Consider the following 23794-nt stretch of genomic DNA (forward strand, 5'->3'; position numbering starts at 1 on the left):
CGCGCCCGCAAGGAGTTTTCCATGACCGAGATAACCGTCGCCGCGCTGCAGCTCGGCTTCACCGACGATATCGACGCCAATATCGCCCGTGTGTCCGAACTGGTGCGCGAAGCCGCGGCCGGCGGCGCGCAGGTGGTGCTGCCGCCCGAACTGTTCGAGGGCGAATATTTCTGCCGCGTCGAGGATGAGGGCCTGTTCGCCAATGCGCGGCCGGTGGGCGAGCACAAGGCGGTGCTGGCGATGCGCAAGCTCGCCGCCGAACTCGAAATCCATATCCCGACCAGCTTCTTCGAAGCCGATGGCCCGCATCATTATAACAGCCTGGCGATGATCGGCCCCGATGGCGGCGTCGCCGGCGTCTATCGCAAGGCGCACATTCCCGACGGGCCGGGATATGAGGAAAAATTCTATTTCCGCCCCGGCAATACCGGGTTCAAGGTGTGGGACGCGTCGCAAGCGAAGCTGGGTGTCGGCATCTGCTGGGACCAATGGTATCCCGAAACGGCGCGCGCGATGATGCTGATGGGGGCCGAACTTTTATTCTACCCCACCGCCATCGGCAGCGAGCCGCACGATGCCGATCTGGACACCAGCCGGCTCTGGCGGCGCGCGATGATCGGCCATGCGGTATCGAACGTGGTGCCGGTGATCGCCGCCAACCGCATCGGCACCGAGCACGGGCAGACCTTTTACGGCCACAGCTTCATCTGCGACGAACGCGGCGACCTACTTGCCGAATTCGGGGCGGAGGAGACCGGCGTGTTGAGCGCGACGATCGATCTCGATCGGGTGAAGCGGCACCGCGCGGCGTTCGGTTTCTTTCGCGACCGGCGGCCGGAACTATACGGCCGGCTGGTGCAGGATGTCTGAATCGGCGCGCCGGCGCCTGCTCAGCCGACATCCTCGCGGACGATCACGGGATCGATGCAGCCATTTTCGAATCGCAACACCGCGATTTCCTGACGCGTCTTCGGCTCCTCCTCGAGCGGCTTGACGTGAAGCGCGGTCGACGGCTCGGTAACCTCCTTCACGTCCGCGGTCTGGCACATCGGCCTGGCCGCCGCGCTGCCGCCGGCCGGCACGGCCGTCGATTGGGACACCGCGAGCGCGGCTAGCAGCGTAAGAAAGGACATGGGCGTTCTCCCGACCGACGACGGCATCATGGCATGGCCGGCGTCGATCGTCAGGACGGACCGCGATGCGCCAGCGCCTGCGCGAACACCGCCTCGAACATTTCGGGCGTCAGGCGACGAGTATTCGTGTTGTAGCGCGAGCAATGATAGCTATCGACCAGCACGATCCGCCCGCTCAGCCGGTGCTCCGCACCATGCGCGAATTTCCGATCGGACAGTTTCTCGCCAAAGGCACGCAGCACCGAATCGTGCGCGATCCGGCCGAGCGCTACGAGCACGCGCAGGTCGGGCAGCGCCTCGATCTGCCGATCCAGGAACGGACGACAGGTGGCGATTTCCCTGGGCGTCGGCTTGTTCTGCGGCGGCAGACAGCGCACCGCGTTGACGATCACCGCACCGTGCAACGCCAGTCCGTCGTCGGGTCGCGAGGCATAGGTGCCGTGCGACAGGCCGAACTTGTCCAGTGTCGCGAACAGCAGGTCGCCGGCATAGTCGCCGGTAAAGGGCCGCCCGGTGCGATTGGCGCCGTGCTTGCCCGGTGCCAGGCCGATGATGCCGAGCCAGGCCCGTTCGTCGCCGAAGGCATGAACCGGCGCGTTCCACCAATCGGGATGCTCCGCGCGCAGATCGCGCCGCAGATCCACCAGCCGGGGGCAGCGCGGGCAATCATGCGGTGGCTCGGTATGGGGCAGGGGGCTGGCGACGGACATCGCAGCGGGATAAGCGGGGCCGGCCATGACGACAAGCTTCGCCATCGCGCTGGGATCGAACCGGCGCACGCGCCACGGCAGCCCGCAGGCGACGCTGCGGGCGGCGATCGCGCGCCTCGGAAGGGTCGTGGCGGTGTCGGAGATCATTGGCAGCGCCCCGGTCGGCCCGTCGGCCCGGCGCTTTGCCAATGCCGTGGCGATCATCGAGAGCGTCGAAGCCCCGCCCGATCTGCTCGCCCGGCTGAAGCGGCTGGAACGAGCCTTTGAGCGGCGGCCGGGCAGACGATGGGGCGCCCGATCGCTCGACTGCGATATCGTCCTGTGGTCCGGCGGCGCATGGTGCGGTCCCGGCCTGACGATACCGCATCCGTTCTTTCGCGAACGGCGCTTCGTGCTCGACCCGCTGGCGCAGGTCGCACCCGACTGGCGCGACCCGGTGAGCGGGCATACCGTGCGGCAGTTGCGCGCCCGCGCCAAACGCGGTTGACCCCGCCCGCACCCGCGCCTACGTGCTGTCGCCCACGGGCCCTTAGCTCAGTCGGTAGAGCAACTGACTTTTAATCAGTAGGTCGCTGGTTCGAACCCAGCAGGGCTCACCATTGTTCGAATGGTTTAGTGGATGTTGGGACGGCGCAGAAGCCGTGAAGTCAGCCGGGGCATCGACGAGGTGTCAGAGGCAGTCCGAATGGGATTCGCTCTCGGTGCGGACCAACTCCGACCCGTGTCCTGGTACTGGACGCTCGAGACGTCCTCAGAACGTGAGTCAGAAGCTTCGCTCCTTCTCCCGTCCGATCCCAGCCTGCTACTTCGCGGCCAGGCTGCTACTTCGCGGACGGCATAGCTTCGGTGGTGTGTTCTCCCATGCGCTGTAATGCGGCTCCACCCATCTTTGGCTGAACACGAATGAACGTGGGAATGCCGGGGCTCGCCTTCCAGAAAGCAAGAGAAAGGCTCGCTTTGCGCTTGCCGGTGGTGACCCCTACGGGAATCGAACCCGTGTTTCAGCCGTGAAAGGGCCGCGTCCTAGACCGCTAGACGAAGGGGCCATGCCGAAGCGTGGAAGGCCGCGACCTAGGCAAATGCGCTCGTGGGGTCAAGCGCCCGGCCGCGCTTTTTTCAATCCGCCCAGGCCGCGTCATCCAGATGCAGTTCGGCGGCCGGCCGGGCCGCCCAATCGTCGATTCTGGCGCGGCCCGCCAGCCAGAGCTGGCGGTGGGGCGGCGCGCCCAGCAACGCCGTACCCAGCGGTGTCTCGGCCTGGCGAAAGCCCATTGCCTTGATGCTGCGGCCATCGTCGCCGGCGACGATCGCGCGGACATGGCCGTTGCCCACCACATCGGCTTTCACCACCCGCACCGGCCCGGCCGCAACCCGGGGCGAGGGCCAGCCCATGCCATAGGGGCCGCCGACGTCGAGCGATTCGACAAGGGTCGGATTGATCCCCGCCGGTGCCAAAACGGCGTCCAGCAGCAGCGCCCGGTCCGCGACCGAGCGGGAGACCGCATCGCCCAGCCATGCGTCGAGGAAATCGGCGAAGGCGGAAACGGCGTCGGCATCGATGGTCAGCCCGGCCGCCATGGCGTGGCCGCCGCCGGCCCGGAGCAGGCCGCTGTCCTTTGCCGCCAGCACCGCCGCGCCGAGGTCGACGCCGGGGATCGATCGCCCCGATCCCTTGCCCGTGCCGTCCTCGTCGAGTGCGATCACGATGGCAGGGAGGCCGAATTTCTCCTTCAGGCGGCCGGCGACGATGCCAATAACGCCGGCATGCCAGCCACGCCCGGCCACCACGAGAACCGAGCGGTTCTGCTTCGAGCCGCAGATCGCTTCGGCCGCTTCCTGCACGGCGGCTTCGATCGCTCGCCGCTCTTCGTTGAGGCCGTCGAGTTCCCCGGCGATCGCGCGGGCTTCTTCCGGGTCGCGGGTGGTGAGAAGGCGAACGCCGAGGTCGGACCGGCCGACGCGGCCGCCGGCGTTGATCCGCGGCCCCAGCGCAAAGCCGCAGTCGCTGGCGGTCGGCGCGCGGGTCAGCCGTGATGCCTCGATCAGTGCGTTGATGCCGATATTGCGCCGCTGCGCCATTACCTTCAGGCCCTGGGCGACGAAGGCGCGGTTGAGCCCCTTCAGGGCCGCCACATCGGCCACGGTGCCGAGCGCCACGAGATCGAGCAGGTCGAGCAGGCGCGGCTCGCGCCGCCCGGCGAAGAAGCCCCGCCGCCGCAGGGTGCGCAGCAATGCGGCCCCCAGCAGGAAAGCGACGCCCACCGCCGCGAGATGTCCGTGCGCGGCTCCGTCGACATCGTCGAGGCGGTTGGGATTTACCAGCGCATGCGCGACGGGGAGGGTGGCGGCGCATTTGTGATGGTCGACGACGATCACTTCGGCGTCTGCGGCGTGCGCCATCTCCAGCGCCTCGAACGCCTGGGCGCCGCAATCGACCGTCACGATCAAATCCGCGCCATCCCGCTTCAGCCGGACCAGTGCTTCGCCCGACGGACCGTATCCCTCCATCAGGCGATCGGGAATATAGACGCCGGGCGTAAGGCCGAGATCGCGCAACAGGCGCACCATCAGCGCTGCCGAGGTCGCGCCGTCGACATCATAGTCGCCGAACACCACCACCTTTTCACCGCGAGTTACGGCATCGGCAATCCGTTCGGCCGCGCGGTCCATGTCGCGAAAGATGGACGGATCGGGCATGAAGCCGCGGATGCTGGGTGCGCGGTGCGCGTCGAGTTCCTCCCGCCGGCACCCGCGCGCGAGCAGCAATTGGGTCAGAAGGTCGTCGGGCCGGAAAGCCGGATCACGAGCATCGGCGGCGAGACCGCGCCAGCGCCATGGCTGGCCGAGAATGGATCGCGTAATGTTGAGGACCGGCTCCATGGCCGATGCCTTACTTCAACCAGGCGCTCTCGCGGAACCACTTGGTAACGATATATTTCGTGCCCTTCACTACGGCCATGCCCTCGTGCAGCGTCTTGTGGTTGGGGGTGCCGTCCGGTTTCATGTTGTTCCAGGCGAGAAGCAGGCCGCGCTTTGGCTTGAACCGCACACCCGCCTGCGGAAACCAGGTCGCGCCGCCTTCCTCGACATCGTTGAGGTAGATCATGGCGGTCCAGGTGCGCTGACCGCCCTCCTGCTTCATCCGCTCCCAATAGCTCTCGGTTTCGTGGAAGAAATCGTGATGGGCGCGAAACTGCTGACCGGGCGCGTAACGCTGCCCCTGCAGGGTCTCGCCATTATGCGGGTCGATGCCCAGCAGCGAAGCGAGCCGTTCGTCGATCGGACGGATTTCCGGCGACCAGCGATCGAGGTCGCAACTGTCGCTGGTGCGAAACTCGGGATCGTAATTGTCGGTGAGGATGGTCGAACGGCGGCTGCCAGCGTCGATCAACCGCATCAGCGTGTCGCAATCGCGCTCGCTCAGATAGCCGGGCACATAATAGATCTGCGCCGAATCGATCTGCGCCTTCTTTGCGGCGGGATTGGCGTCCAGCCGCTGCGCAACCTGCCTGCCGATATGCTCGCGGACGGCGGCGCCCGCATTTCTCTTGGTGCCTAGAATATTCACGGGCGCGCAATGTGCCGTCTGCCGCGCGAAATGCAAGAGGAACCGATGCGCATCCGGCGCACCGGCCCCACCTCCTGTCGCCAGTGTTACCAGAAAATGTCGTAGATCACGTCCACGACCTCGCCGGATCGAATGTCGACGAGCAAGGCGTCATTGTAATAGCGCACCCAGCGGTACGGCCCATAAGCCGGTGGCAAGCGGTACTGGCCGGGATCGTTGATCCAGTAGCGCTGTTGGTAGAGCATCGGGCCGAGGTCGATGCCGATGGCGAACCGGCGATACCCATAATGATAGTCGCGAGGCGGATAGTAACGCGGCATGCGATAGGTCGAGCGATAGCGTGATCTGTGGTCGCGCCAGTCATATCGCCGGTCCGACCGCCAGCTCCGGTTCCAGCGCATCCGATCGTGCGCGTTCCAGTCATACCGATAGTGATCGGTGCGATCGGCATAGCTGCGCCCCCACTCCCGCCGCCGATCGCGCCGATCTTCACGCGAATCGCGGCGGTCGGCACCGCGGTCATGACGTTCCACGCGGCGGTCCTGGCGGCGGTCGCGGTTATCGTCGCGACGGCCTTCCCGTTTATCGCGTCGATCACCTCCGCGCGCCCGACGCGAATCGCGACGATCCCGGTCCTGTGCTGTCCTGGCGGACGCGATCAGGGTCGATCGGGCCGAACTTGCCGGCACTGCGGTCCTCGCCACGCGGTCCCGGTGCGGCCGTTCCGAACGATGCTGCGCCCGGTCGGCGGACGGGCGCTTGATCATGGCCGCACGCTCCTGCGCGGTTGCCAGCGTCGGGCCGAGGGCGGTCGCGGCAAGCAGGGCGGCGATAATGGTCTTGTTCAACATGCTTCTCTCCGCTCGCCGGCACGGACCGGCGGTTCATGTCCGGGGAATGCCACAATGTCGATGAGCCGTGTCTGAACTCTGGCGAAAGCCAATCGAAAGGTTCAGCGCGGCGGCGGCGTCAGCGCCGGGACCTTGCGGGCCGCTTCGGCCGCGTCGATGCCGGGGCGCGGCGGCGGCGGAGCGGTTTCGTCCCCGCGTGCGATGGCGGCGGCCTGTCGGATCGCGGTGGCGAGACGCGGATATATGCCGCAGCGGCAGATATTTGTCAGCGCGTCCGCTATTTCCTGTTCGGAAGGGTCACGGTTCTTGCGCAGCAGCACCGACGCGGCCATCACGATACCTGAAATGCAGAATCCGCATTGCGGCACGTTGGCATCGATCAGCGCCTGCTGCACCGGATGGGTGCGGTCGCGCGACAGCCCTTCGATCGTGGTGACGAACGTTCCCTCGATCGCGGCGATCGATACCTGGCAGGCGCGCACCGCTTCGCCGTCGATATCGACGGTACATGCGCCGCAATCTCCCGTGCCGCATCCATATTTCGTGCCCGTCAGGTTCGATGCGTCCCTCAGCGCCCACAATAGCGGCGTCGCGGGATCGAGTTCGTAATGGACCGGCTGGTTGTTGACGGTGAAACTGGTCATTGCGAGGCCGTGTATTCCACAGCCGGCGCCGCCGCGAAAGTCAGGTTCGCCAACTGGTGTCGATCCGGTCGACCAGGCGGACCATGGCGTCGTAGTCGGCCTTTCCCACACCGCCGGGGATTGCCACCTTGGAAAGATCGCGCTGGTGGACGGCAACCACTTCGTCCGGCACCTCCAGCGGCGTCCCCATGGAAGCGGTCGCGACCTGGATTTCGCAGGCGCGTTGCAGGCTCCAATGCTTGATGAAGGCTTCGGGCAGCGTGCGTCCCATGACCAGGATGCCGTGATTTCTCAGGAACATCGCGCGCTTGTCGCCCAGATGCTCGATCATCCGCTCGCCCTCTTCGGACCGCACGGTGACGCCCTCGAAATCGTGATAGGCGATCTGGCCGACGAAATTGCAGGCATAGAAGTTGGTGGGCCGGAGCCCGCCTGCCACCGAACTGACCGCCATGCCCGCCGTCGTATGCGTGTGCATAATGCAATGCGCATCGGACAGGTGTCGGTGAAAGACGGCATGTTGCGTGAATCCGGCGAGATTGACGGGGTAGGAGCTGTCGTCCAGCTTGTTACCGTCGATGTCGATCTTGACGAGGTTCGATGCCGTCACTTCCGAAAAGTGCAGGCCGAAGGGATTGATCAGGAACGCGTTGCGCTCGCCCGGCACCTTCAACGTGATGTGGTTGTAGATCATTTCCGACCAGCCGAGCATGTCGAATATGCGGTAGCATGCGGCGAGCTGCTGCCGTGCTTCCCATTCCGCCTCGCCGATGCCGGTCTTTTCCAGTGCTGCCGTCGCCATTGCACTCTCCCGCGATCTATGCGTTTTTGAAGACCGAGTATCGCACGGACGCGAAAGGACGGCAAACATGACCGACGAGCCCATGATCCTGACCGAGCGCCGCGGCAACGTGCTGGTCATGTCGCTCAATCGGCCGGAACGGCTGAACGCCGCGCCGCCGGCGATGTTCGACCGGCTCCGGGAGGTGCTGGCCGATCTGGACGGTGCGCGTGCGGTTCTGATCCGGGGCGAGGGCAAGGGGTTCTGTTCCGGCGCCGATATCGGCGCCGGCGCGCTCGACGCCGAGGATCCGGGGGCTGCGACCCATGCGGCGCTGACCGAGCATTACCACCCCACGCTGCAGGCGATCGCCGATCTGAATGTTCCGGTCGTCAGCGCCGTTCGGGGGCCTGCGGCCGGTATCGGGTGCAGCCTGGCGCTGTCCGCCGACTTGTGCATCGCCTGCGATTCGGCCTATTTTCTTCAGGCTTTCGTCAATGTCGGTCTGATCCCGGACGGAGGCGCGACCTGGATGTTGCCGCGCCTGATCGGCCGGGCCAGGGCGTTGGAGATGATGCTGCTGGGCGAGCGCGTTCCGGCCGAGCGCGCGGTGGAATGGGGCATGGTGCATCGTGTCGTTGCCGATAGTGCGCTGGACGACGAGGCCTTGGCGCTGGCGCAGCGGCTCGCGTCGGGACCGACTGTCGCGCTGGGTCTGTTGCGGCGCGCGGTCGCATATTCGCTCGACCATGATTATTCCGGTGCCATGGCGAATGAGGCGGAGTGTCAGCGCAGTGCCCGCGGAACGGCGGATTCGGCGGAGGGCGGCCGGGCCTTTCTGGAAAAGCGTTCGCCCGAATTCCGCGGCGAATGAACCGCTTCCGGAAGCTCGTTCGGACGCCGCGCCGCAAACACCGGCTCCGGCCTATTGTGAACGCTTGCGTTTTGCATTAGGCCCGCCGCTCGTTGCACTGCAATATGTGTGCATCCTTGGCATTACGGCGTCCGCGGCGCCGCTATTCGAGTGAGGCGATATGACGAATCGGCAGCCGAAGCCGCAGGGTTGCTCCAAATCCGAGCGCGCCGGGACGCGCGCGCGCCGGCGCGGCTGTATCGCCGCCGCCGCGGCGCTGATGCTGGCGGCGTGCAGTGGCGGGGAGGAGCAGCAGGCCGGCGCCGCAGCCGCGCAGGGGCCGGTCACCGTCGGTTATGTGCAGGTACGTCCGACCGATGTGCCGATGGTCACTACGCTGCCCGGCCGGACCGCGGCCTACGAAACCTCGGAAGTCCGGCCGCAGGTTTCCGGTGTGATCCAGCGGCGGCTGTTCAACCAGGGCGAATGGGTCAAGCGTGGGCAGACGCTCTATCAGATCGATCCGAGTCTTTACGAAGCGGCAGTCGGTGAAGCGCAAGCCAATCTGCAGAGCGCGCAGGCACAACTGGAATCGGCGCAGGCCCTTGCCAGGCGGTACAAACCGCTTGCCGAGATGGAGGCGGTCAGCCAGCAGGACTATACCGACGCGGTGGCACAGGCGCGCCAGGCCGAAGCGGCGGTCGCGCAGAGCAAGGCCGCGCTGCGGACGGCGCAGATCAATCTGCGCTTCAGCAAGGTGCCTGCTCCCATTTCCGGCAAGATCGGGCGCACCCTGGCGACCGTGGGCGCCCTGGTGACGCAGAATCAGGCCGATCCCCTGACAGTGATCCAGCGCCTCGATCCGATCTATGTCGATATCCAGCAGTCGAGCACGGAATTGCTCAACCTGCGCCGCGCGCTGGCCCGCGAGGAAGGCGTCGTACCGACGAGCGCCCGCGTCCGGCTGCGCCTCGAAGACGGTAGCATGTACGATTATACCGGGTCGGTCGAACTGTCGGAGGCGATGGTCGACCAGAGTACCGGAACGGTCACGCTGCGCGCCCGCTTTCCCAATCCGGAAGGCGTGCTGCTGCCCGGCATGTATGTGCAGGCGATGTTCGCGCAGGCGATCGATCAGCGCGCCTTTCTGGTTCCGCCGGCGGGCGTCAGCCGCGACGCCAAGGGGGACGCCTCGGTCCTGATCGTCGGTCCGGACAACAAGGTGGTCCAGCGCAAGGTCACTGCACCGCGCATGACGGACAACAAATGGGTGGTGACGTCCGGCCTGAAGCCGGACGACAAGCTGATCGTGCAGGGCACGGAAAAGATTCAGCCGGGCGCGACCGTAAAGGCGGTTCCGGCCGATTCCCCTCAGCAGGTCGGCACGCCCGCCGCCAAGCCGCAGCAGCCGAATGCGGACGAGGCCGCCGCTGGCGGCGAAGGTGAACAGCGGTCCGGCGGGGAATAGGCCGTGCTTTCCAGGATATTCATCGACCGGCCCATTTTTGCGTGGGTGATCGCGATCATCGTGATGCTCGGCGGCATCGGCGCCATTATGACGCTGCCGACCGCGCAATATCCCGATGTCGCGCCGCCGCAGGTCAACATTCGCGCCACCTATCCGGGCGCTTCGGCGGAAACGCTGGAAAACAGCGTGACGCAGGTCGTCGAGCAACAGCTTACCGGCATCGACGGACTGATGTATTTCAGTTCCTCGTCCAGCTCGCAGGGGCAGGCGACGATCACCGCCACGTTCGAAAAGGGAACCGATCCCGACATCGCCCAGGTCCAGGTGCAGAACAAGGTGCAGCAGGCCTTGCCGCGCCTGCCGCAACAGGTGCAGCAGCAAGGTCTGACGGTCACGAAGGCGAATTCGGACTTTCTGTTGATCGCAGCGGTGTACGACGTCACCGACAAGAGCACCAACCAGGACATTTCCGATTATCTCGCGTCGAATTTCCAGGATCCCATCGGTCGGATCGAAGGGGTCGGCGATGTGCGCGTGTTCGGTTCGCAATATGCGATGCGCATCTGGCTCGACCCGAACAAGCTGGTTTCCTATTCGCTTGTCCCCGGTGACGTGATCGCCGCGATCCAGGCGCAGAATACCGAAGTCGCGGCCGGTGAGATCGGCGGCCAGCCCATGCCGGAGAACCGGGCCTTGACGGCGACCGTGACGTCGCAGTCGCGCCTGCATACGCCGGAGCAGTTTCGCAATATCATCGTGAAGAGCGAACGGTCCGGTGCGACCGTCAAGCTTTCCGATGTGGCGCGGATAGAATTGGGAGCTGAAAGCTACGGCGTGCTCAGCCGCGTGAACGCGCATCCCGGCGCGGGCATCGCGGTTTCGCTCGCGCCCGGTGCGGACGCGCTCTCCACCGCGGTACGGGTGAAGGACGCGATCAAGGGCCGCGCCGAGGCATTCCCCCCCGGCTATGAATACGCCTTTCCGTTCGACACCACCGATTTCATCCGGTTGTCGGTGGAAGAGGTGGTCAAGACGCTGTTCGAGGCGATCGTGCTGGTCGTGCTCGTCATGTTCGTCTTCCTGCAGAACTGGCGCTCGACGCTGATCCCCACCATCGCGGTTCCCGTCGTGCTGCTCGGCGCCTTCGCGATCTTCGCGCTGGTGGGATTTTCGATCAACACGCTGACGCTGTTCGGGCTGGTGCTCGCCATCGGCCTGCTCGTCGACGACGCCATCGTCGTGGTCGAGAATGTCGAGCGCGTGATGGAAGAAAATCCCGACATGACTGCGCGCGAGGCGACGATCGAATCGATGAGCGAGATCCAGGTCGCGCTGATCGCCATCGCGCTCGTCCTGTCGGCGGTGTTCCTGCCGATGGCGTTCTTCGGCGGGTCGACGGGCGTGATCTATCGCCAGTTCTCCGTCACGATCGTCTCGGCGATGGTCCTTTCGGTCGCGGTCGCGCTGATCCTCACTCCCGCGCTCACCGCGACCATGCTCAAGCAGAAGAGCAAGGAGGACGAAGCCGGCAACTGGGTGAAACGCCGCATGCCCAGGGTCGCCGGGGTCTTCGAAGGCGCGCGCGACAAGTTCAATTCCGGCTTCAACACGATGACGGAGCGCTATGCGCAGTCGATCAAATATGTGGTCGACCGCAAGCTGATCTTCCTGCTGATCTACGCCGGCGTCGTCGCGATCCTGGCGATCCTCTTCCTCCGGCTCCCGTCGGGCTTCCTCCCCACCGAGGATCAGGGTGCGGCGATCGTGCAGTTCCGCCTGCCGCCCGGAACGACGCAGTCTGAAACCCTGAAGGTGCAGAAGAAGATCGAGAACTTCATGCTGCAGCAGGAGGGCGGCAACACCGATACCGTGTTCACCGCCAGCGGCATCGGCGGCGGCGGCTCGCCAGGCGGACAGAATACCGGCCTGGGCTTCGTCGCCCTTTCCGACTGGTCGCAGCGCGAGGGCGAGGGCGACAGTGCCACGGCGATCACAAACCGCATGATGGGTGCTTTCTCGCAACTTCGTAACGCGCAGGTCTATGCCCTCGTGCCGCCGCCCGTCCGCGGCCTGGGCCAGTCCAACGGCTTCACCATGCAGCTTCAGAATACCAGCAACATGCCGCAGGACGAATTTCGCGCGCTGCGCGACAAGCTGCTCGGCATGGCGGCGCAGGATCCGAAACTGGTGGGCGTTCGGCCGAGCGAGCTTCCGCCGGTGCCGACGCTGCACGTCGATCTCGACGAGCAGAAGCTGAATGCGCTCGGTCTCGATGCCAGCCAGGTGAACACCACCCTGTCCACGGCCTGGGGCGGCAGGTACGTGAACGACTTCATCGACCGCGACCGCGTGAAGCGGGTCTATGTTCAGGGCGACGCGCCCTATCGCGACGCGCCCGAAGACCTGTCGAACTGGTTCGTTCGGTCGTCCGATGGCAGCATGGCGCCGTTCAGCTCCTTCGCCGAAAGCAGTTGGACGAAGGCGCCGACCTCGCTGTCCCGTTTCAACGGCATTTCGTCCTACGAGATTCAGGGGCAGGCGGCGCCGGGCGTCAGTTCCGGCGAGGCGATGGAGGCGATCGCCAGCCATGCGGGCCAGTTGTCCGGCACCTCTATCGCGTGGAGCGGACTGTCCTATCAGGAGCGCCTTTCTTCGGGCCAGGCGCCGTTGCTCTATGGCCTGTCGCTGCTCGTCGTGTTCCTGTGCCTTGCCGCGCTGTATGAAAGCTGGTCGATCCCGGTTGCGGTGCTTCTCGTCATTCCGCTCGGCCTTGTCGGCGCGGTCTTCGCGGTGACGCTGCGCGGTCTGGAAAACGACGTTTACCTGCAGATCGGTCTGCTGACCACCATGGGCCTTGCGTCCAAGAACGCCATCCTGATGATCGAATTCGCCGAACAGGCCGAAAAGCAGGGCAAGCGCGTCATCGACGCCGCGGTCGAGGCGGCCCGCATCCGTCTGCGGCCCATTCTGATGACGTCGGTCGCGTTCATCGCCGGCGTCATTCCGTTGGCGATTTCGACCGGCGCCGGCGCAAACAGCCGTATCGCCATCGGCACGGCGGTGATCGGCGGCATGTTGACGGCGACCATTCTGGCGCTGTTCTACATCCCGTTATTCTTCGTGCTGGTTCGCCGTTCGACGCGCGGCATGCTGCAAAAGCTGCACAGCGGCGAGACGGAAGAACAGCAGGGTCGGCCCGCCGGGGAGGGAGCCGCGTGATGCGCAAAATCGTCTCCATCGTATCGCTGGCGGCGCTTTCCGCCTGCTCCATGGCGCCCACCTATGTGCGGCCGGAACCGCCGATCCCGGCATCCTGGCCGTCGGGATCGCCTTATCTTCGACAAAGCGAAGCGGGCCTGCCGAAGGTCACCTATCGGCAGGTGTTTCGCGATCCGGGCCTGCAGCGGCTGATCGAGCAGGCGCTCGTCAACAACCGCGACCTGCGGCAGGCGGCGGCGAACATCGCCTCGGCCCGCGCGCAATATCGCATTCAGCGCGCCGACCGCTTGCCCGGCGTCGATGCAAGCGCCGGCGCGACCTTCCGCGGCGGCGATGGGGCGAGCGCCGCCGGCGGCAATCAGGGCACGGGCTCCGGCGCCGGGAACGGCGGGGCCACCGCGGGAGCCGACGAATATTATACCGCACAGGCCGGCGTGAACGCGTTCGAGATCGACCTGTTCGGACGGGTGAAGTCGCTGAGCGACGCCGCCTTGAACCAGTATTTCGCCACGGCGGCGGGCGCGCGGGCAACGCGCCTGACGCTGGTCGGCGACATCGCCACGGCCTGGCTGAACCACGCCGCCGATATGAGCCTGCTGAAGATCGCGCGCCAGACGGTCGAGAGCGCGCAGAAGTCCGTGGATCTGACGCGCGCCAGGTTGGAAGGCGGGGTGGCGCCGCGAACCGATCTGCGCCAGGCGCAGACGATCCTCGCCCAGGCCCAAGCCGATCTGGCATCCAGCCGGACCGCGGTTGCCCAGGACGTCAATCTCCTGCGCCTGCTCGTCGGCGGCCCGGTGGACGAAGCCGCGCTGCCGGATTCGATCGACGTGGCGGTGCAGAGGTTGAACGAGGTTCCGCCAGGGCTGGACTCCTCGATCCTCCTGCGCCGGCCCGATGTCGTGCAGGCCGAATATCAACTGCGCGCGCAGAACGCGCAGATCGGCGCCGCCCGGGCCGCCTTCTTCCCGCGGATCACGCTGACGGGTCTGGTGGGTTTCGCCAGCACCGCGCTCGGCAATCTGTTCGACGATGACGGCTTCTCGTGGTCGGTCGCCCCCTCGGCCACGGTTCCGATCTTCGACGGTGGCGCGAACGCGGCAAATCTCGCCCAGGCGAAGGCCGACCGCGATGCCGCGCTCGCCAATTACGAGGGGACGATCCAGACGGCGTTCCGCGAGGTGGCGGATGCGCTGGCGCGGCGCGGCACGATAACCGAACAGGTTCAGGCGACCCGCGATCTGGTCACGGCGTCACAGGATAATTACGACCTGTCCTATGCCCGCTACAGGGGCGGAATCGAAAGTTTCCTGCAAAGCCTGGATGCGCGCCGGTCGCTCTATTCGGCACAAAGAAACCTGGTGGCGACCGTCCTTGAAAAGGGCACCAACCTGGTCAATCTCTATCGCGTACTGGGCGGCGATTCGATGCTCGACGCCACCGACGCGGGGCCGCAGCCCGTCGTCGGGGATCCGGGGCCGGCGACCTTGCCTGCCGCTTCGTCGAACGATTAGCGGGCAGGCCGCCCCGGTCGCCGTGAAACGGTCCGGCGGCGGGCAATGGTCAACCCGCCCATGATCATCCACCCGGCAAGCGAGCCGAGACCGGCCCACTCCATCAGGCGATAGGCCGGCCAGTCCGCCATTGCTACAGGCAGCAAGGACAGCGTGATCAGGCCGTACCCCGAAATCCGGGCCAGGCGGATCCGCGGCGGAGTGGTCGCCCGGCGCAACGGTGCGGGCGTCGCCCGCATCGCCGTGGCAAGGGCAGCGAAACCGCCCAGTTGCAGCAGCAGGATCAGGAGCGGCATCGTGCCTCCGGTGTCCGCGCGGCATATCGCGCCGCGATAGCCAGGGCCGTTGCGGTTGCCAGCAATACGGCGTCCGTCGGCACGGTGGCGGCGTCAGCCGACGCCCCTTGCGCCGCGATCCGCCCTATGTCGATCAGCGCCGCCGCCGCCCACGCCACGGCACCGGCAGCCAATAACGCAGGCCAACTCCGCCGCGAAGGCAGGGCCAGCACGATCAGACCGGCGACGGCCCAGCCAGCGAATACGCAGGTCACTTCCCAGCCCGCGCGACCGGCAAGGTCGAGCGGAAGCAACCGGTTGGCGAGGAAAAAGCCTGCAAAGGCTGCCGGCATACCGGCGATGACCCCGACGTTGATCCGTTCGATCGCGCGATTGGCGAGGGACAGCGGCGCCCGTTCCCGGCGCTTCACGATCCACAGTACCAGCCCCGATCCGATCACCGCGGTCAGCGCCAGGCCGCCCGCGAAATACAGCCAGCGCAGCAGCGGTCCCGCGAAACGGCCCATGTGGAGACCGTAAAGGATGGCATAGCTCTGCAGCGCCGGCCGATGCTCCGCGACATCCGCCAGGATATCGCCGGTCGCCGCATCGAAGGTCAGGATGTGCGGCGTCGTCGCCAGCCGGTCCCCGTCGCTCTGGAATATGGTCAGCGTCGCGGCGGCATCGCCGGGATTCGTCATCGTGACCCGCCCGATATGTCCGTCGCCGAACCGCCGTTGCGCTTCCTGGAGCATCGGCAGGACCGGCGCCAGCGGCGCGTCCTCACCGCTGGCGGGGCGGGTCACGGCGCCGGGCAGCAGATCCTGGTACATGGCCGCCGTGTCCTTGCCGTAATCGGCGACGATCCCCCACGGCATGACCAGCGACGTGAACGTGACCAGGCCGGTAAAGGTGATCATGATGTGAAAGGGCAGGGCGAGGACGCCCATGGCGTTGTGGCCGTCCAGCCAGGCGCGTTGGCCGCGGCCGGGACGGAACGTGAAGAAATCCCGGAAGAAGCGGCGGTGGGCGATGATCCCGGTGATCAACGCCAGCAGCATGAAGGCCGCCGCCAATGCCGCGAGCAGCCGGCCCCAGGGATAGGGAATTTCCAGTTCGAAATGCAGGCGGTAGAAGAAATCGCCGCCCAGCGACTGGCGCAAGGCGGGGGCACCGGTGACGGGATCGAGCGCCCGGACAATGAAGCCGCTGCCGTCGAACCAGGTGGCGTGCACCGTGTTCGTACGCGCATCGGGGGCGGTCAGATACCAGGCGGGCGCATCGCCGGCATGGCTTTTCAGCCATCGGATCGCGGCGGCGACCGCCGACACCGGAGCGGCTGTCGCCGTGCTCTCCGGGTGGGTCCAGCGAGTGATCGCTCCGCGGAACATGCTCATCGTTCCGGCAAAGGCCATCAGATAGAGGACCCAGCCGAGCAGCAGGCCGGTCCAGCCGTGCAGCCAGGCCATGGTCTGGCGCACACCGTCGCGCACCTTCATACCGGCGGACCCGCCATCCAGCCCAACAACGCCAGGATCGCCGCGACACCGACGACGCCGGCCAGGGCACGCGTCGCGCTGCGTGCGAGGAATGCCCAAATCGCGACACCGGGCGCCACCAGGAAGGCGAGGAGCGTGCCGGGCATGACCGCCTCCACCCGGGCAAGCGGGATCAGCCGGGCGGTGGCGAAGGCGAACAGGGCGGCGACGACATAGCCGCCCACCAGAGCTGCGATCGTTCGCGCGGCCACATTGGCGCGATAGCGCCAGCCGGAGCGCCGCCGGTTCGGCGCTGTCCGGGTCGCAAAGCTGCTGGTTGCGTCCATCTTCACCGCCCGAAGCGCCATGTCAGCGTGGCGAAGACGTTGCGTTTCGCCCCGAGGAAACAGTCGCCGCGCGCCAGGCAGGCCCCGTAATATTCCTTGCCCAGCAGGTTGTTCGCATTGACCGAAAGCCGCCACTGATCCCACTCGATTGCCGCCAACGCGTCGACCAGCGTGGCGTCAGGCGTTCGCACCGTCCAGATCGCGCTGCGCGACACGGTTTCGCCGCGGTGGCGGACGCCGGCACCCAGGCGCAGCTTGACGCCCTCATCCATGGCGAAACTCTTCGTCGTCCAGATCGACCAGTTATATTTTGGCACGCTGTTCAACTGCCTGCCGAGCTGGATGGGATCGTCGGTTTCGGTCAGCTCGGCATCGGTGTAGCTGAAATTGGCGATCAGCTCGAAATCGCCGGGCAGTCTGCGAAAGCCTTCGAATTCCACGCCCTTGGACGTGAGTTCGCCCGCCTGGATCTGGTTGGTGGGATCGGTCGGGTCGTCGATCAGGCGGTTGCTCTCGGTGATATGGAAACCGGTCACGGTCAGGCGGGTGGCGGGATCGGGTTGCCATTTCAGGCCCGCCTCGAACTGCTTGCCGCGCGACGGCTTGTAGGGATCGCCCGCATTGTCGAGCCCGGCGACGGGCAGGAAACTTTCCGTATAGCTGAAGAACGGCGCGAACCCTGCGCCGAGATCACCGATGATCCCCGCCCTGAGCGAGGTTGCGTCCGCGTCTTCGTCCGGGCTTCCGGGGCTCTTCGTCGTCACGTCGTCGTGGCGTGCGCCGAGGACGACGGAAACGCGGTCCCACAGCCGAATCTGGTCCTGCACATAGAAGCCGAGCTGGTGCTGGCTGCTGCGGCTGATCGTATCGCCAAATTCGGGCGGGGTCAGCGCGGCGTAGTCGGGATCGTATATGTCGATCTCTTCATATCCCCCCGCGCTACGCTGGCGAATGCGATACCAACTGTAATCCACTCCGGCGAGCAGGACATGCTCCACCGCACTGCCGGTGTCGAAATCGACCTGCACATTGTTGTCGGTGGTGAAGATATTGAGGCCGGAAATCGTACCGTCCCCGTAAAGCCCCACGATCCTGTGATCGGCATCGACATAGGGGTCGGTCGGATTCTGGTAACTGTCGGGATAGTGCGTGAAATACTGCTGGTCGCTGTCGATATAGCGCGCCTTCAGGCTGAGTTTGGCGCGGTTGCCCAGTCGCTGGTCGACAAGGATGGTGCCTTGGGCGAGCCGGCCGTCATAGCGATCCCAGTCCGGATCGCCGATGAATCGGTCGAACGGGATGCGGCCGTTTTCCGCATTCGGGTTGGGATAGAGCGTGCCGATCACCGGCAGGAACTGCGCGGTCGAGCCGCCGTCATCCTCCTGATACAGGCCGATCAGCGTGACGTCGGTATCGTCGCTCGGCCGCCAGCGGAGCGAGGGCGAGACCAGCACCCGGTCATCGGGAACGTAATCAGTTTGCGTATCGGCATCGCGGACGCGGGTCACCAGGCGCGCGGCAAGGGTCCTGCCGATGGCGCCCGTCACGTCGCCCATGAATTCCTTGCGGTCATAGGAGCCATAGACGACCGATGCTTCGCCCGACGTTTCGAATTCCGGTGTCTTCGACACCAGATTGACGATTCCGCCGATCGAACCCTGGCCGAACAATACCGAGGCCGGGCCGCGGACCAGCTCGACGCGGGAAAAGTTATAGGGATCGGCCGTGGTGCTGACATAATTGCCATAGATGTCGCGCATGCCGTCGCGATACTGTACCGGATTCACGCCGCGGACGAAGCTGCTGTCCACGCGACTGTCGAGCCCGTAGGAATTGGCCTGAACACCGGCGGCGTAGCGCAGCGTGTCCGACACGCTGAGCGCGCCTTGCGAAAGATAGGTTTCGGCATCGATGACCGTGACCGGCTGCGGCACCTGCATCGGCGGCGTGCTCGTTTTCGTGCCCGCCGTGTCTTCTTGCCCGCGACCGGTGACGATGATGTCCTTGCGCGACTGCCGATCCTGGTCCCGGTCCTGCGCGGCGGCGGTTGTCGCCGGGGCGAGAAGGGACGCGGCGACGAGAAGATGCGGCAGGCGTTTCATGGTTCCCCTTTTGGCAAGCTCTGGACGCCGCAATAGTGATATTGCGAACCATTGTCATTAGCAAACCGGGAAAAATTTGGGCCTGGGTTCGGCTATCCAGTCAAGCACGTAGGCCGCAGGGGCTGAAGAATGCGAAAAACCGGCAGCGGCTCGTGCGCCCCGCCGGTTTTCCTCGTGCTTCCGATCGCGGCTGCGCCAGCGTCCGATTCGGCGTCCGCTCCCTCAGCGCTCGCTGAGGTAGAAGCGGTCCTTCTCCGTCATGTCGTCGTTCAGTTCATAAACCATCGGCTGACCGGTCGGGATTTCGAGTCCCGTAATTTCGTCATCGGGAATGTTCGACAGATGCTTGACGAGCGCGCGCAGCGAATTGCCGTGGGCGGAAATGAGGACGCGCTTGCCCGCCTGGAGTTCCGGTACGATCCGCTCCTGCCAATAAGGCAGGACGCGTGTTATGGTGTCCTTCAGGCTTTCGGTCGAGGGGATGTCGATGTCGGCGTAGCGGCGGTCCTTCTTCAGGTCGAACTTGCTGCCCGGTTCCATTTCCGGCGGCGGCGTGTCGAAGCTGCGGCGCCAGATATGCACCTGCTCGTCGCCATGCTTTTCCGCCGTTTCCGCCTTGTCGAGGCCGGTCAGCCCGCCATAATGCCGCTCGTTCAGGCGCCAGTCCTTCTCGGTCGGCAGCCAGAGCCGATCCATGACCTCCAGCGCGATGTTGAGCGTCTTGATCGCGCGCTTCTGGAAGCTGGTGAAGGTCAGGTCGAAGTCGTAGCCCTTCTCCACCAGCAGCTTGCCCGCTTCCCCCGCCTCGGCCACGCCCTTGGTCGTCAGGTCGACGTCCCACCAGCCGGTGAAGCGGTTTTCGAGGTTCCATTCGGACTGGCCGTGGCGGATGAGGACGAGGGTAGGCATGGGATGGGGCTCCTGTCGAAAGATCGGGCCGGGCTTAATCGCTAAGCCGCGCGATTTGAACCGGTCATATCCGCATCTGCGAACGCGGGACCGGCCGTCCCTGTCCCATGCGGCTTGCGGATCAGCCGAACAGGCCGCCCAGCCCGCCGCCGCCGAGCGCGCCGCCCAGCTTCGCGACCGCGCCTTCGCCGCCGACCGCCGAGAGAAGCTGCTCGACCTTGCTCTTTTCCACGCCGGTTTCCGCCGACGCCTGTTCGGCCGTGTCTCCCGGCTGGTTGGCGAACTTCGCCAGTGCCTGCAATACCATTTTCGCCTGCTGCTCGCTGAGACCGACCTTCGCGGCGAGCGCGCCAATGTCGAATCCGCTGCCGCCGGCCGCACCCAGCGCGTCGTTCAATAGGCTCATGGGAATGTCTCCTCCATTGTGGGTCGGGGGAGGCACCATAGCATAGATGCTGTGACGGTTTCGCGTTCGCCTGTCATCAGCTGGTGCCGGTTTGTCGAAGTCCTGTTCTTCTTGCCCGGCTTTGAAGGGAAAGACGGCCCTTCGACAGGCTCAGGGAAATCGGGTCCGGGTATGGAGAAATCGGGGTCCGGGTATAGGGCAATCGGGTCCGGTTACTGGGTAATCGGGTTCGGTTATGGGGCAGTCGGGTTCGGGTATCGGGGCGTCGGGGGCGATTGAACGCAGGTTGCACGTTGCCCTACAGCGTCCGCGTCATGAACCGGCTGAACGGATCGCCTTCCGCATAGCCTCCGAACGCCCCGCAGTCGTTGAAACCGAACATGCGGTAGAGGTGGCGCGCCGGATCGAACGCCTCGCCGCTGCCGGTTTCCAGACTGAGGCGGGTATAGCCCCGATCGCGCGCCACCGAGAGGATGTGCGACAGGAGGCCGGCGCCGACACCGCGGCGCAAATGGCCCGGGGCGGTGCGCATCGACTTGATCTCGCCGTGGCCTGCGTCCAGTTCCTTGAGCGCGCCGCAGCCGAGTGCGGTGTCGCCGTCCCACGCGCTCCAGAACGTCACGCCCTTCTGGCGCAGGCCGGCCAGGTCGAGGAAATGGCAGCTATCGCGGGGCGAGTTCGCGCGCATCGCCTCGGCATGAAGTTCGAGCAGGTCGATGATCTGCGGCGCGTCGAGCCCGCCCTCGCGAATATCCACTCAGATCTCGTCGATCATGTCCGCGAGCACCGCGAGCCCGGCATGCGCCAGCGTCTTGCACCGCTCGGGCGACCAGGCGAATTCGGCGTCCGCATTGGGATCGTGATCCTTGAACGGCATTTCTAGCGTCATGCTGAGCGCGTGAAAGCGTTCGGCCACCTGGTTGGTCGACATGGACAGGTTGGCCTTGCCGGGTGCGGACTTTTCATAGCCCTTTTCGGTCTGGAAGTCGGGCGAGGCCGCTTCCAGCCGCCGGGCGTAAGCGGTGAACTTATCGCCCAGCTCGTCGGTCCAGGAGGGGATGCCCTCGAACCCGGCGAGGAAGTTGGCGGGAATCGCCTCGTCACCGTGAATGTCCATCGCCACGTCGACGCCGGTTTCGTCCATCTTCGCCTTGACGAGGAAGACCTCGGGGCTGCGTTCCATCGACGGCGTGTCCCATTCCCGGTTGAGATTGGTGCCGACAGCGTTGGTGCGCAGATGGCCGCGATAGCTGCCGTCCGGGTTCATGTTGGGCACGATGTGAAAGGTCGCCCTGGAACGCAGCGCCTTCGCCGTCTCGTCGTCGGGATCGGTCAGCTTTTCCAGCGCGCCTTCCATCCACCATTCCGCCATGGACTCGCCGGGATGCTGGCGGGCGTAGAGCCAGACCTGCTTCGCCCCGTCGCCAAGCGTCAGATAGTCGAGCGCGCGGCCGTCAAGCGTCTTGCCAAGCTCGACGTGCCGCACCCCGTCCCGGCGCGCCATGTCGGCGACGAGCTGGTTATGCCGTTCGACCGTATAGGGCGCGAAATAGGCGAACCAGGCGAGATCGTCCTCGAAGCTGTGCGTGAAGCGCAGAACGCCGTCGGCATAGTCGGTTTCTGCGATGCGCCACGTCTGCCGATCGGTGCTGACCCGGGCGCGATAGCCCGGCCAGCCGAACGGATAGGCCGATTTCCCGGCGTTCAGGATGCGGAAGGTCAGCGTCTTTCCTTTCGCGCCGGCGACGCGGAAGTGGAACCACTGAAAGAAGTCCGAATCCCTGTCCTTGACGATTTCGAGGTCGACCCGGTCGCCGTCGACCGAGAGAAGGCGGATATTGCCGCCGTCGAATGCGGAATTGATCTGGATGGTCATTCGACCGTGATAGTGATGCCGGACTCTCCGGGAAACCCCTTGAACAGCGCGCTGGCGAGCTTGTCGGCGACCATCTGCGGCTGGGCGTCCTCGTCGCCCAGGATCGACCGCGTCACGGCCCGGCCTTCCCAGACGGTGGTGTTGTCGCTGCGCCGGCGGAGCTGGACGGCCAGTTCGGTGCCGATCACCTGGCGCGTGCCTCCGCCGATGCCGACGCTGGCGCCGCCGCCCACGCCGACATCGCCGCCGAACGAGCCGCCGCCCAGGCCGATGCGGAAGGGCGAGCGCTTTTCGATCACGCCCAGCGGCGCCCGGGTGAAGGACATGGCGGCGATATATTCCGATGCGCCGTCCGTCTGCTGGGTGAAGCCCAGCGCCGACAGCTCGCGGCGCACCGCCTGGGCATAGCTTTCATATTCCGGGCTGATGGTGTCGCCGGTCTTCAGCGGTTCCACCGCGAAGCCGTCGCGCGGGATCGGCGGGTCGAGATGGTAACGGGTGACGTCGACCGGCGCCATGCCGGTTCCGGCGGCGCAGCCAGCCGTCGATAGAGCGAGCGCTGCGAGCGCGGCGATCATCCTGATACGCATGTGAAACCCTCCTGTCGCGCCGAATGACCGGCTGATCGTGTCCCCGCGTGGTAGCGCACCCGGCGTTGCGTCACCAGTGGGATCGCGCCGCGGCGGCAGCTTGACTTGGCGTCGCCCGGACGATAGGCGAGCCGTTCTTTACCGACATTCACAATATTCGAGAAGCGAGCCTGTCATGAAGGTCGTCAATTCCCTGAAGTCGCTCAAGGGCCGTCACCGCGACAATCGCGTGATCCGCCGCCGCGGGCGCACCTATGTCATCAACAAGACCGTGCGGAAGTTCAAGGCCCGCCAGGGCTGATTCGCATGGCGGGGGGACCGCACGCCGTTATCTTCGATATCGGCAACGTCCTCTTTCGCTGGCATCCGCGATTTCTGTACGAGCGCCTGATCGACGACGATCGGGCGCTCGACGCGTTTCTGCGCGATGTCCTGACGCAGGAATGGCATTTCCAGCATGATGCCGGCCGCCCGTTCGCCGAAACCTCGGCGGAGCTGATCGCCGAATATCCCGATCATGCCGAACTGATCGCCGCCTGGGGTCCGCGCTTCAGCGAGAGTATCGGCGGGCCGGTGCCGGGGATGCTCGAAATCGTGCGCGAACTCGATTCGGCCGGTGTACCGCTGTTCGCGCTCACCAATTTTTCCGGCGAGTTCTTTCCGCCGTTCCGCAGCCAGTGGTCCGAGCTGTTCGACCGTTTCCGCGACATCGTGGTGTCTGGCGACGAAAGGCTGGTGAAGCCCGACCCCGCCATCTATGCACTGGCGCTCGACCGGTTCGCCCTGAGCGCGGGCGAGGCGCTGTTCGTCGACGACAATCCGGCGAATGTCGATGCCGCGGCCAAAGCCGGCATCCACGCCGTTCCCTTCACCGACGCCGCGGCCTTTCGCGCCGAACTGGAGCGTGCCGGCCTGCTCTGAGGGCGCCGCCGCGCGGGACGACGGAGACGGGGTGGGGGCCTGCCATCCATTTCCCCTCCCTTGAAAGGGAGGGGAGGAGGGGCGGTGCCGGAGGGGGGATTCGCTGCTTTCCCGAACGCTGCGGAAAACCGCCAAAGGTCGCACAGAGT

24 protein-coding genes and 2 tRNA genes are annotated in these 23794 nt (G+C 65.7%); 9 read left to right on the plus strand and 17 right to left on the minus strand.

The window, feature by feature from the left end; translation table 11 throughout:
• The first annotated feature begins 21 nt into the window (after nucleotides 1-21).
• On the plus strand, nucleotides 22-870 hold the full coding sequence (gene aguB, locus RPR59_RS04810) for an N-carbamoylputrescine amidase (RefSeq protein ID WP_313917228.1): 849 nt from the start codon (nucleotides 22-24) through the stop codon (nucleotides 868-870).
• Nucleotides 871-890: 20 nt separating this feature from the next.
• On the opposite strand, the gene RPR59_RS04815 is transcribed toward aguB, so the two are convergent.
• Complete coding sequence (locus RPR59_RS04815) at nucleotides 891-1133, minus strand: hypothetical protein (protein WP_313917230.1); 243 nt, start codon at nucleotides 1131-1133, stop codon at nucleotides 891-893.
• A gap of 50 nt (nucleotides 1134-1183) precedes the next feature.
• Complete coding sequence (locus RPR59_RS04820; protein ID WP_313918326.1) at nucleotides 1184-1843, minus strand: uracil-DNA glycosylase; 660 nt, start codon at nucleotides 1841-1843, stop codon at nucleotides 1184-1186.
• A gap of 25 nt (nucleotides 1844-1868) precedes the next feature.
• Here RPR59_RS04820 and folK point away from each other — a divergent pair, with 25 nt between their 5' ends.
• Together folK and RPR59_RS04830 are read left to right on the plus strand one after the other, a co-directional pair.
• Entirely contained in the window at nucleotides 1869-2330 is a 462-nt protein-coding gene (folK, locus tag RPR59_RS04825) for a 2-amino-4-hydroxy-6-hydroxymethyldihydropteridine diphosphokinase (protein WP_313917232.1), read from the plus strand.
• A gap of 36 nt (nucleotides 2331-2366) precedes the next feature.
• A tRNA-Lys gene (locus tag RPR59_RS04830) sits at nucleotides 2367-2442 on the plus strand.
• 371 nt (nucleotides 2443-2813) lie between these two features.
• Here the strand turns inward: RPR59_RS04830 and RPR59_RS04835 are convergent.
• The 6 genes from RPR59_RS04835 to RPR59_RS04860 form a co-directional block, all read right to left on the minus strand.
• Nucleotides 2814-2889, minus strand: a tRNA-Glu gene (locus RPR59_RS04835).
• 70 nt (nucleotides 2890-2959) lie between these two features.
• The gene (recJ, locus tag RPR59_RS04840) at nucleotides 2960-4723 is read right to left on the minus strand and encodes a single-stranded-DNA-specific exonuclease RecJ (RefSeq protein WP_313917234.1); all 1764 of its coding nucleotides are present in this window, start codon (nucleotides 4721-4723) and stop codon (nucleotides 2960-2962) included.
• 10 nt (nucleotides 4724-4733) lie between these two features.
• On the minus strand, nucleotides 4734-5411 hold the full coding sequence (locus RPR59_RS04845) for a prolyl hydroxylase family protein (RefSeq protein WP_432280288.1): 678 nt from the start codon (nucleotides 5409-5411) through the stop codon (nucleotides 4734-4736).
• A gap of 86 nt (nucleotides 5412-5497) precedes the next feature.
• On the minus strand, nucleotides 5498-6262 hold the full coding sequence (locus tag RPR59_RS04850) for an RcnB family protein (protein WP_313917236.1): 765 nt from the start codon (nucleotides 6260-6262) through the stop codon (nucleotides 5498-5500).
• 101 nt (nucleotides 6263-6363) lie between these two features.
• Nucleotides 6364-6906 (minus strand): (2Fe-2S)-binding protein, encoded by a 543-nt coding sequence (locus RPR59_RS04855; protein ID WP_313917238.1) that lies wholly within the window; start codon nucleotides 6904-6906, stop codon nucleotides 6364-6366.
• A 40-nt stretch (nucleotides 6907-6946) separates the two neighbouring features.
• The gene (locus tag RPR59_RS04860) at nucleotides 6947-7708 is read right to left on the minus strand and encodes a class II aldolase/adducin family protein (RefSeq protein WP_313917240.1); all 762 of its coding nucleotides are present in this window, start codon (nucleotides 7706-7708) and stop codon (nucleotides 6947-6949) included.
• Between the two features lie 67 nt (nucleotides 7709-7775).
• Here RPR59_RS04860 and RPR59_RS04865 point away from each other — a divergent pair, with 67 nt between their 5' ends.
• From RPR59_RS04865 to RPR59_RS04880, 4 genes are all read left to right on the plus strand, one after another.
• Complete coding sequence (locus tag RPR59_RS04865) at nucleotides 7776-8561, plus strand: enoyl-CoA hydratase-related protein (protein WP_313917242.1); 786 nt, start codon at nucleotides 7776-7778, stop codon at nucleotides 8559-8561.
• A 160-nt stretch (nucleotides 8562-8721) separates the two neighbouring features.
• Nucleotides 8722-10008 (plus strand): efflux RND transporter periplasmic adaptor subunit, encoded by a 1287-nt coding sequence (locus tag RPR59_RS04870; protein WP_432280289.1) that lies wholly within the window; start codon nucleotides 8722-8724, stop codon nucleotides 10006-10008.
• 3 nt (nucleotides 10009-10011) lie between these two features.
• On the plus strand, nucleotides 10012-13227 hold the full coding sequence (locus RPR59_RS04875) for an efflux RND transporter permease subunit (RefSeq protein WP_313917244.1): 3216 nt from the start codon (nucleotides 10012-10014) through the stop codon (nucleotides 13225-13227).
• Entirely contained in the window at nucleotides 13227-14741 is a 1515-nt protein-coding gene (locus RPR59_RS04880) for an efflux transporter outer membrane subunit (RefSeq protein WP_313917246.1), read from the plus strand. Before RPR59_RS04875 ends, RPR59_RS04880 begins: the two co-directional genes overlap by 1 nt.
• Here RPR59_RS04880 and RPR59_RS04885 read toward each other — a convergent pair.
• From RPR59_RS04885 to RPR59_RS04925, 9 genes are all read right to left on the minus strand, one after another.
• On the minus strand, nucleotides 14738-15037 hold the full coding sequence (locus RPR59_RS04885) for a DUF3325 family protein (protein WP_313917248.1): 300 nt from the start codon (nucleotides 15035-15037) through the stop codon (nucleotides 14738-14740). The two genes, RPR59_RS04880 and RPR59_RS04885, sit on opposite strands and share 4 nt — an antisense overlap.
• Complete coding sequence (locus RPR59_RS04890; protein ID WP_313917249.1) at nucleotides 15025-16515, minus strand: PepSY-associated TM helix domain-containing protein; 1491 nt, start codon at nucleotides 16513-16515, stop codon at nucleotides 15025-15027. Before RPR59_RS04890 ends, RPR59_RS04885 begins: the two co-directional genes overlap by 13 nt.
• A complete protein-coding gene (locus tag RPR59_RS04895) occupies nucleotides 16512-16841 on the minus strand; it encodes a ketohydroxyglutarate aldolase (RefSeq protein ID WP_313917251.1) in 330 nt (109 codons plus the stop codon). The genes RPR59_RS04890 and RPR59_RS04895 overlap by 4 nt, the downstream gene beginning before the upstream one ends.
• A 2-nt stretch (nucleotides 16842-16843) precedes the next feature.
• Nucleotides 16844-18943 carry a TonB-dependent siderophore receptor gene (locus RPR59_RS04900; RefSeq protein WP_313917253.1) on the minus strand — a complete coding sequence of 700 codons (2100 nt, stop codon included), beginning with the start codon at nucleotides 18941-18943 and terminating at the stop codon, nucleotides 16844-16846.
• A gap of 222 nt (nucleotides 18944-19165) precedes the next feature.
• On the minus strand, nucleotides 19166-19852 hold the full coding sequence (gpmA, locus tag RPR59_RS04905) for a 2,3-diphosphoglycerate-dependent phosphoglycerate mutase (protein ID WP_313917255.1): 687 nt from the start codon (nucleotides 19850-19852) through the stop codon (nucleotides 19166-19168).
• A 121-nt stretch (nucleotides 19853-19973) separates the two neighbouring features.
• A complete protein-coding gene (locus RPR59_RS04910; RefSeq protein ID WP_313917258.1) occupies nucleotides 19974-20258 on the minus strand; it encodes a hypothetical protein in 285 nt (94 codons plus the stop codon).
• A 298-nt stretch (nucleotides 20259-20556) separates the two neighbouring features.
• Nucleotides 20557-21015 (minus strand): GNAT family N-acetyltransferase, encoded by a 459-nt coding sequence (locus RPR59_RS04915; RefSeq protein WP_313917259.1) that lies wholly within the window; start codon nucleotides 21013-21015, stop codon nucleotides 20557-20559.
• The gene (locus RPR59_RS04920; RefSeq protein WP_313917261.1) at nucleotides 21016-22134 is read right to left on the minus strand and encodes a M14 family metallopeptidase; all 1119 of its coding nucleotides are present in this window, start codon (nucleotides 22132-22134) and stop codon (nucleotides 21016-21018) included.
• On the minus strand, nucleotides 22131-22724 hold the full coding sequence (locus RPR59_RS04925) for a DUF4136 domain-containing protein (RefSeq protein ID WP_313917264.1): 594 nt from the start codon (nucleotides 22722-22724) through the stop codon (nucleotides 22131-22133). The genes RPR59_RS04920 and RPR59_RS04925 overlap by 4 nt, the downstream gene beginning before the upstream one ends.
• 175 nt (nucleotides 22725-22899) lie before the next feature.
• Here RPR59_RS04925 and ykgO point away from each other — a divergent pair, with 175 nt between their 5' ends.
• Complete coding sequence (ykgO, locus tag RPR59_RS04930) at nucleotides 22900-23025, plus strand: type B 50S ribosomal protein L36 (protein ID WP_313917266.1); 126 nt, start codon at nucleotides 22900-22902, stop codon at nucleotides 23023-23025.
• Nucleotides 23026-23030: 5 nt separating this feature from the next.
• A complete protein-coding gene (locus RPR59_RS04935; RefSeq protein ID WP_313917268.1) occupies nucleotides 23031-23645 on the plus strand; it encodes an HAD family hydrolase in 615 nt (204 codons plus the stop codon).
• The last annotated feature ends 149 nt before the right edge of the window (nucleotides 23646-23794 follow it).

Source organism: Stakelama saccharophila, assembly GCF_032229225.1.
Taxonomy (GTDB): domain Bacteria; phylum Pseudomonadota; class Alphaproteobacteria; order Sphingomonadales; family Sphingomonadaceae; genus Sphingomonas; species Sphingomonas saccharophila.

Bases quoted from the DNA above. Each gene is read 5' to 3' on its own strand.
- aguB (WP_313917228.1), top strand. From the start codon at position 22: ATGACCGAGATAACCGTCGCCGCGCTGCAGCTCGGCTTCACCGACGAT.
- RPR59_RS04815 (WP_313917230.1), bottom strand. From the start codon at position 1,133: ATGTCCTTTCTTACGCTGCTAGCCGCGCTCGCGGTGTCCCAATCGACG.
- RPR59_RS04820 (WP_313918326.1), bottom strand. From the start codon at position 1,843: ATGTCCGTCGCCAGCCCCCTGCCCCATACCGAGCCACCGCATGATTGC.
- folK (WP_313917232.1), top strand. From the start codon at position 1,869: ATGACGACAAGCTTCGCCATCGCGCTGGGATCGAACCGGCGCACGCGC.
- recJ (WP_313917234.1), bottom strand. From the start codon at position 4,723: ATGGAGCCGGTCCTCAACATTACGCGATCCATTCTCGGCCAGCCATGG.
- RPR59_RS04850 (WP_313917236.1), bottom strand. From the start codon at position 6,262: ATGTTGAACAAGACCATTATCGCCGCCCTGCTTGCCGCGACCGCCCTC.
- RPR59_RS04855 (WP_313917238.1), bottom strand. From the start codon at position 6,906: ATGACCAGTTTCACCGTCAACAACCAGCCGGTCCATTACGAACTCGAT.
- RPR59_RS04860 (WP_313917240.1), bottom strand. From the start codon at position 7,708: ATGGCGACGGCAGCACTGGAAAAGACCGGCATCGGCGAGGCGGAATGG.
- RPR59_RS04865 (WP_313917242.1), top strand. From the start codon at position 7,776: ATGACCGACGAGCCCATGATCCTGACCGAGCGCCGCGGCAACGTGCTG.
- RPR59_RS04870 (WP_432280289.1), top strand. From the start codon at position 8,722: ATGACGAATCGGCAGCCGAAGCCGCAGGGTTGCTCCAAATCCGAGCGC.
- RPR59_RS04880 (WP_313917246.1), top strand. From the start codon at position 13,227: ATGCGCAAAATCGTCTCCATCGTATCGCTGGCGGCGCTTTCCGCCTGC.
- RPR59_RS04885 (WP_313917248.1), bottom strand. From the start codon at position 15,037: ATGCCGCTCCTGATCCTGCTGCTGCAACTGGGCGGTTTCGCTGCCCTT.
- RPR59_RS04890 (WP_313917249.1), bottom strand. From the start codon at position 16,515: ATGAAGGTGCGCGACGGTGTGCGCCAGACCATGGCCTGGCTGCACGGC.
- RPR59_RS04895 (WP_313917251.1), bottom strand. From the start codon at position 16,841: ATGGACGCAACCAGCAGCTTTGCGACCCGGACAGCGCCGAACCGGCGG.
- RPR59_RS04900 (WP_313917253.1), bottom strand. From the start codon at position 18,943: ATGAAACGCCTGCCGCATCTTCTCGTCGCCGCGTCCCTTCTCGCCCCG.
- gpmA (WP_313917255.1), bottom strand. From the start codon at position 19,852: ATGCCTACCCTCGTCCTCATCCGCCACGGCCAGTCCGAATGGAACCTC.
- RPR59_RS04910 (WP_313917258.1), bottom strand. From the start codon at position 20,258: ATGAGCCTATTGAACGACGCGCTGGGTGCGGCCGGCGGCAGCGGATTC.
- RPR59_RS04920 (WP_313917261.1), bottom strand. From the start codon at position 22,134: ATGACCATCCAGATCAATTCCGCATTCGACGGCGGCAATATCCGCCTT.
- RPR59_RS04925 (WP_313917264.1), bottom strand. From the start codon at position 22,724: ATGCGTATCAGGATGATCGCCGCGCTCGCAGCGCTCGCTCTATCGACG.
- ykgO (WP_313917266.1), top strand. From the start codon at position 22,900: ATGAAGGTCGTCAATTCCCTGAAGTCGCTCAAGGGCCGTCACCGCGAC.
- RPR59_RS04935 (WP_313917268.1), top strand. From the start codon at position 23,031: ATGGCGGGGGGACCGCACGCCGTTATCTTCGATATCGGCAACGTCCTC.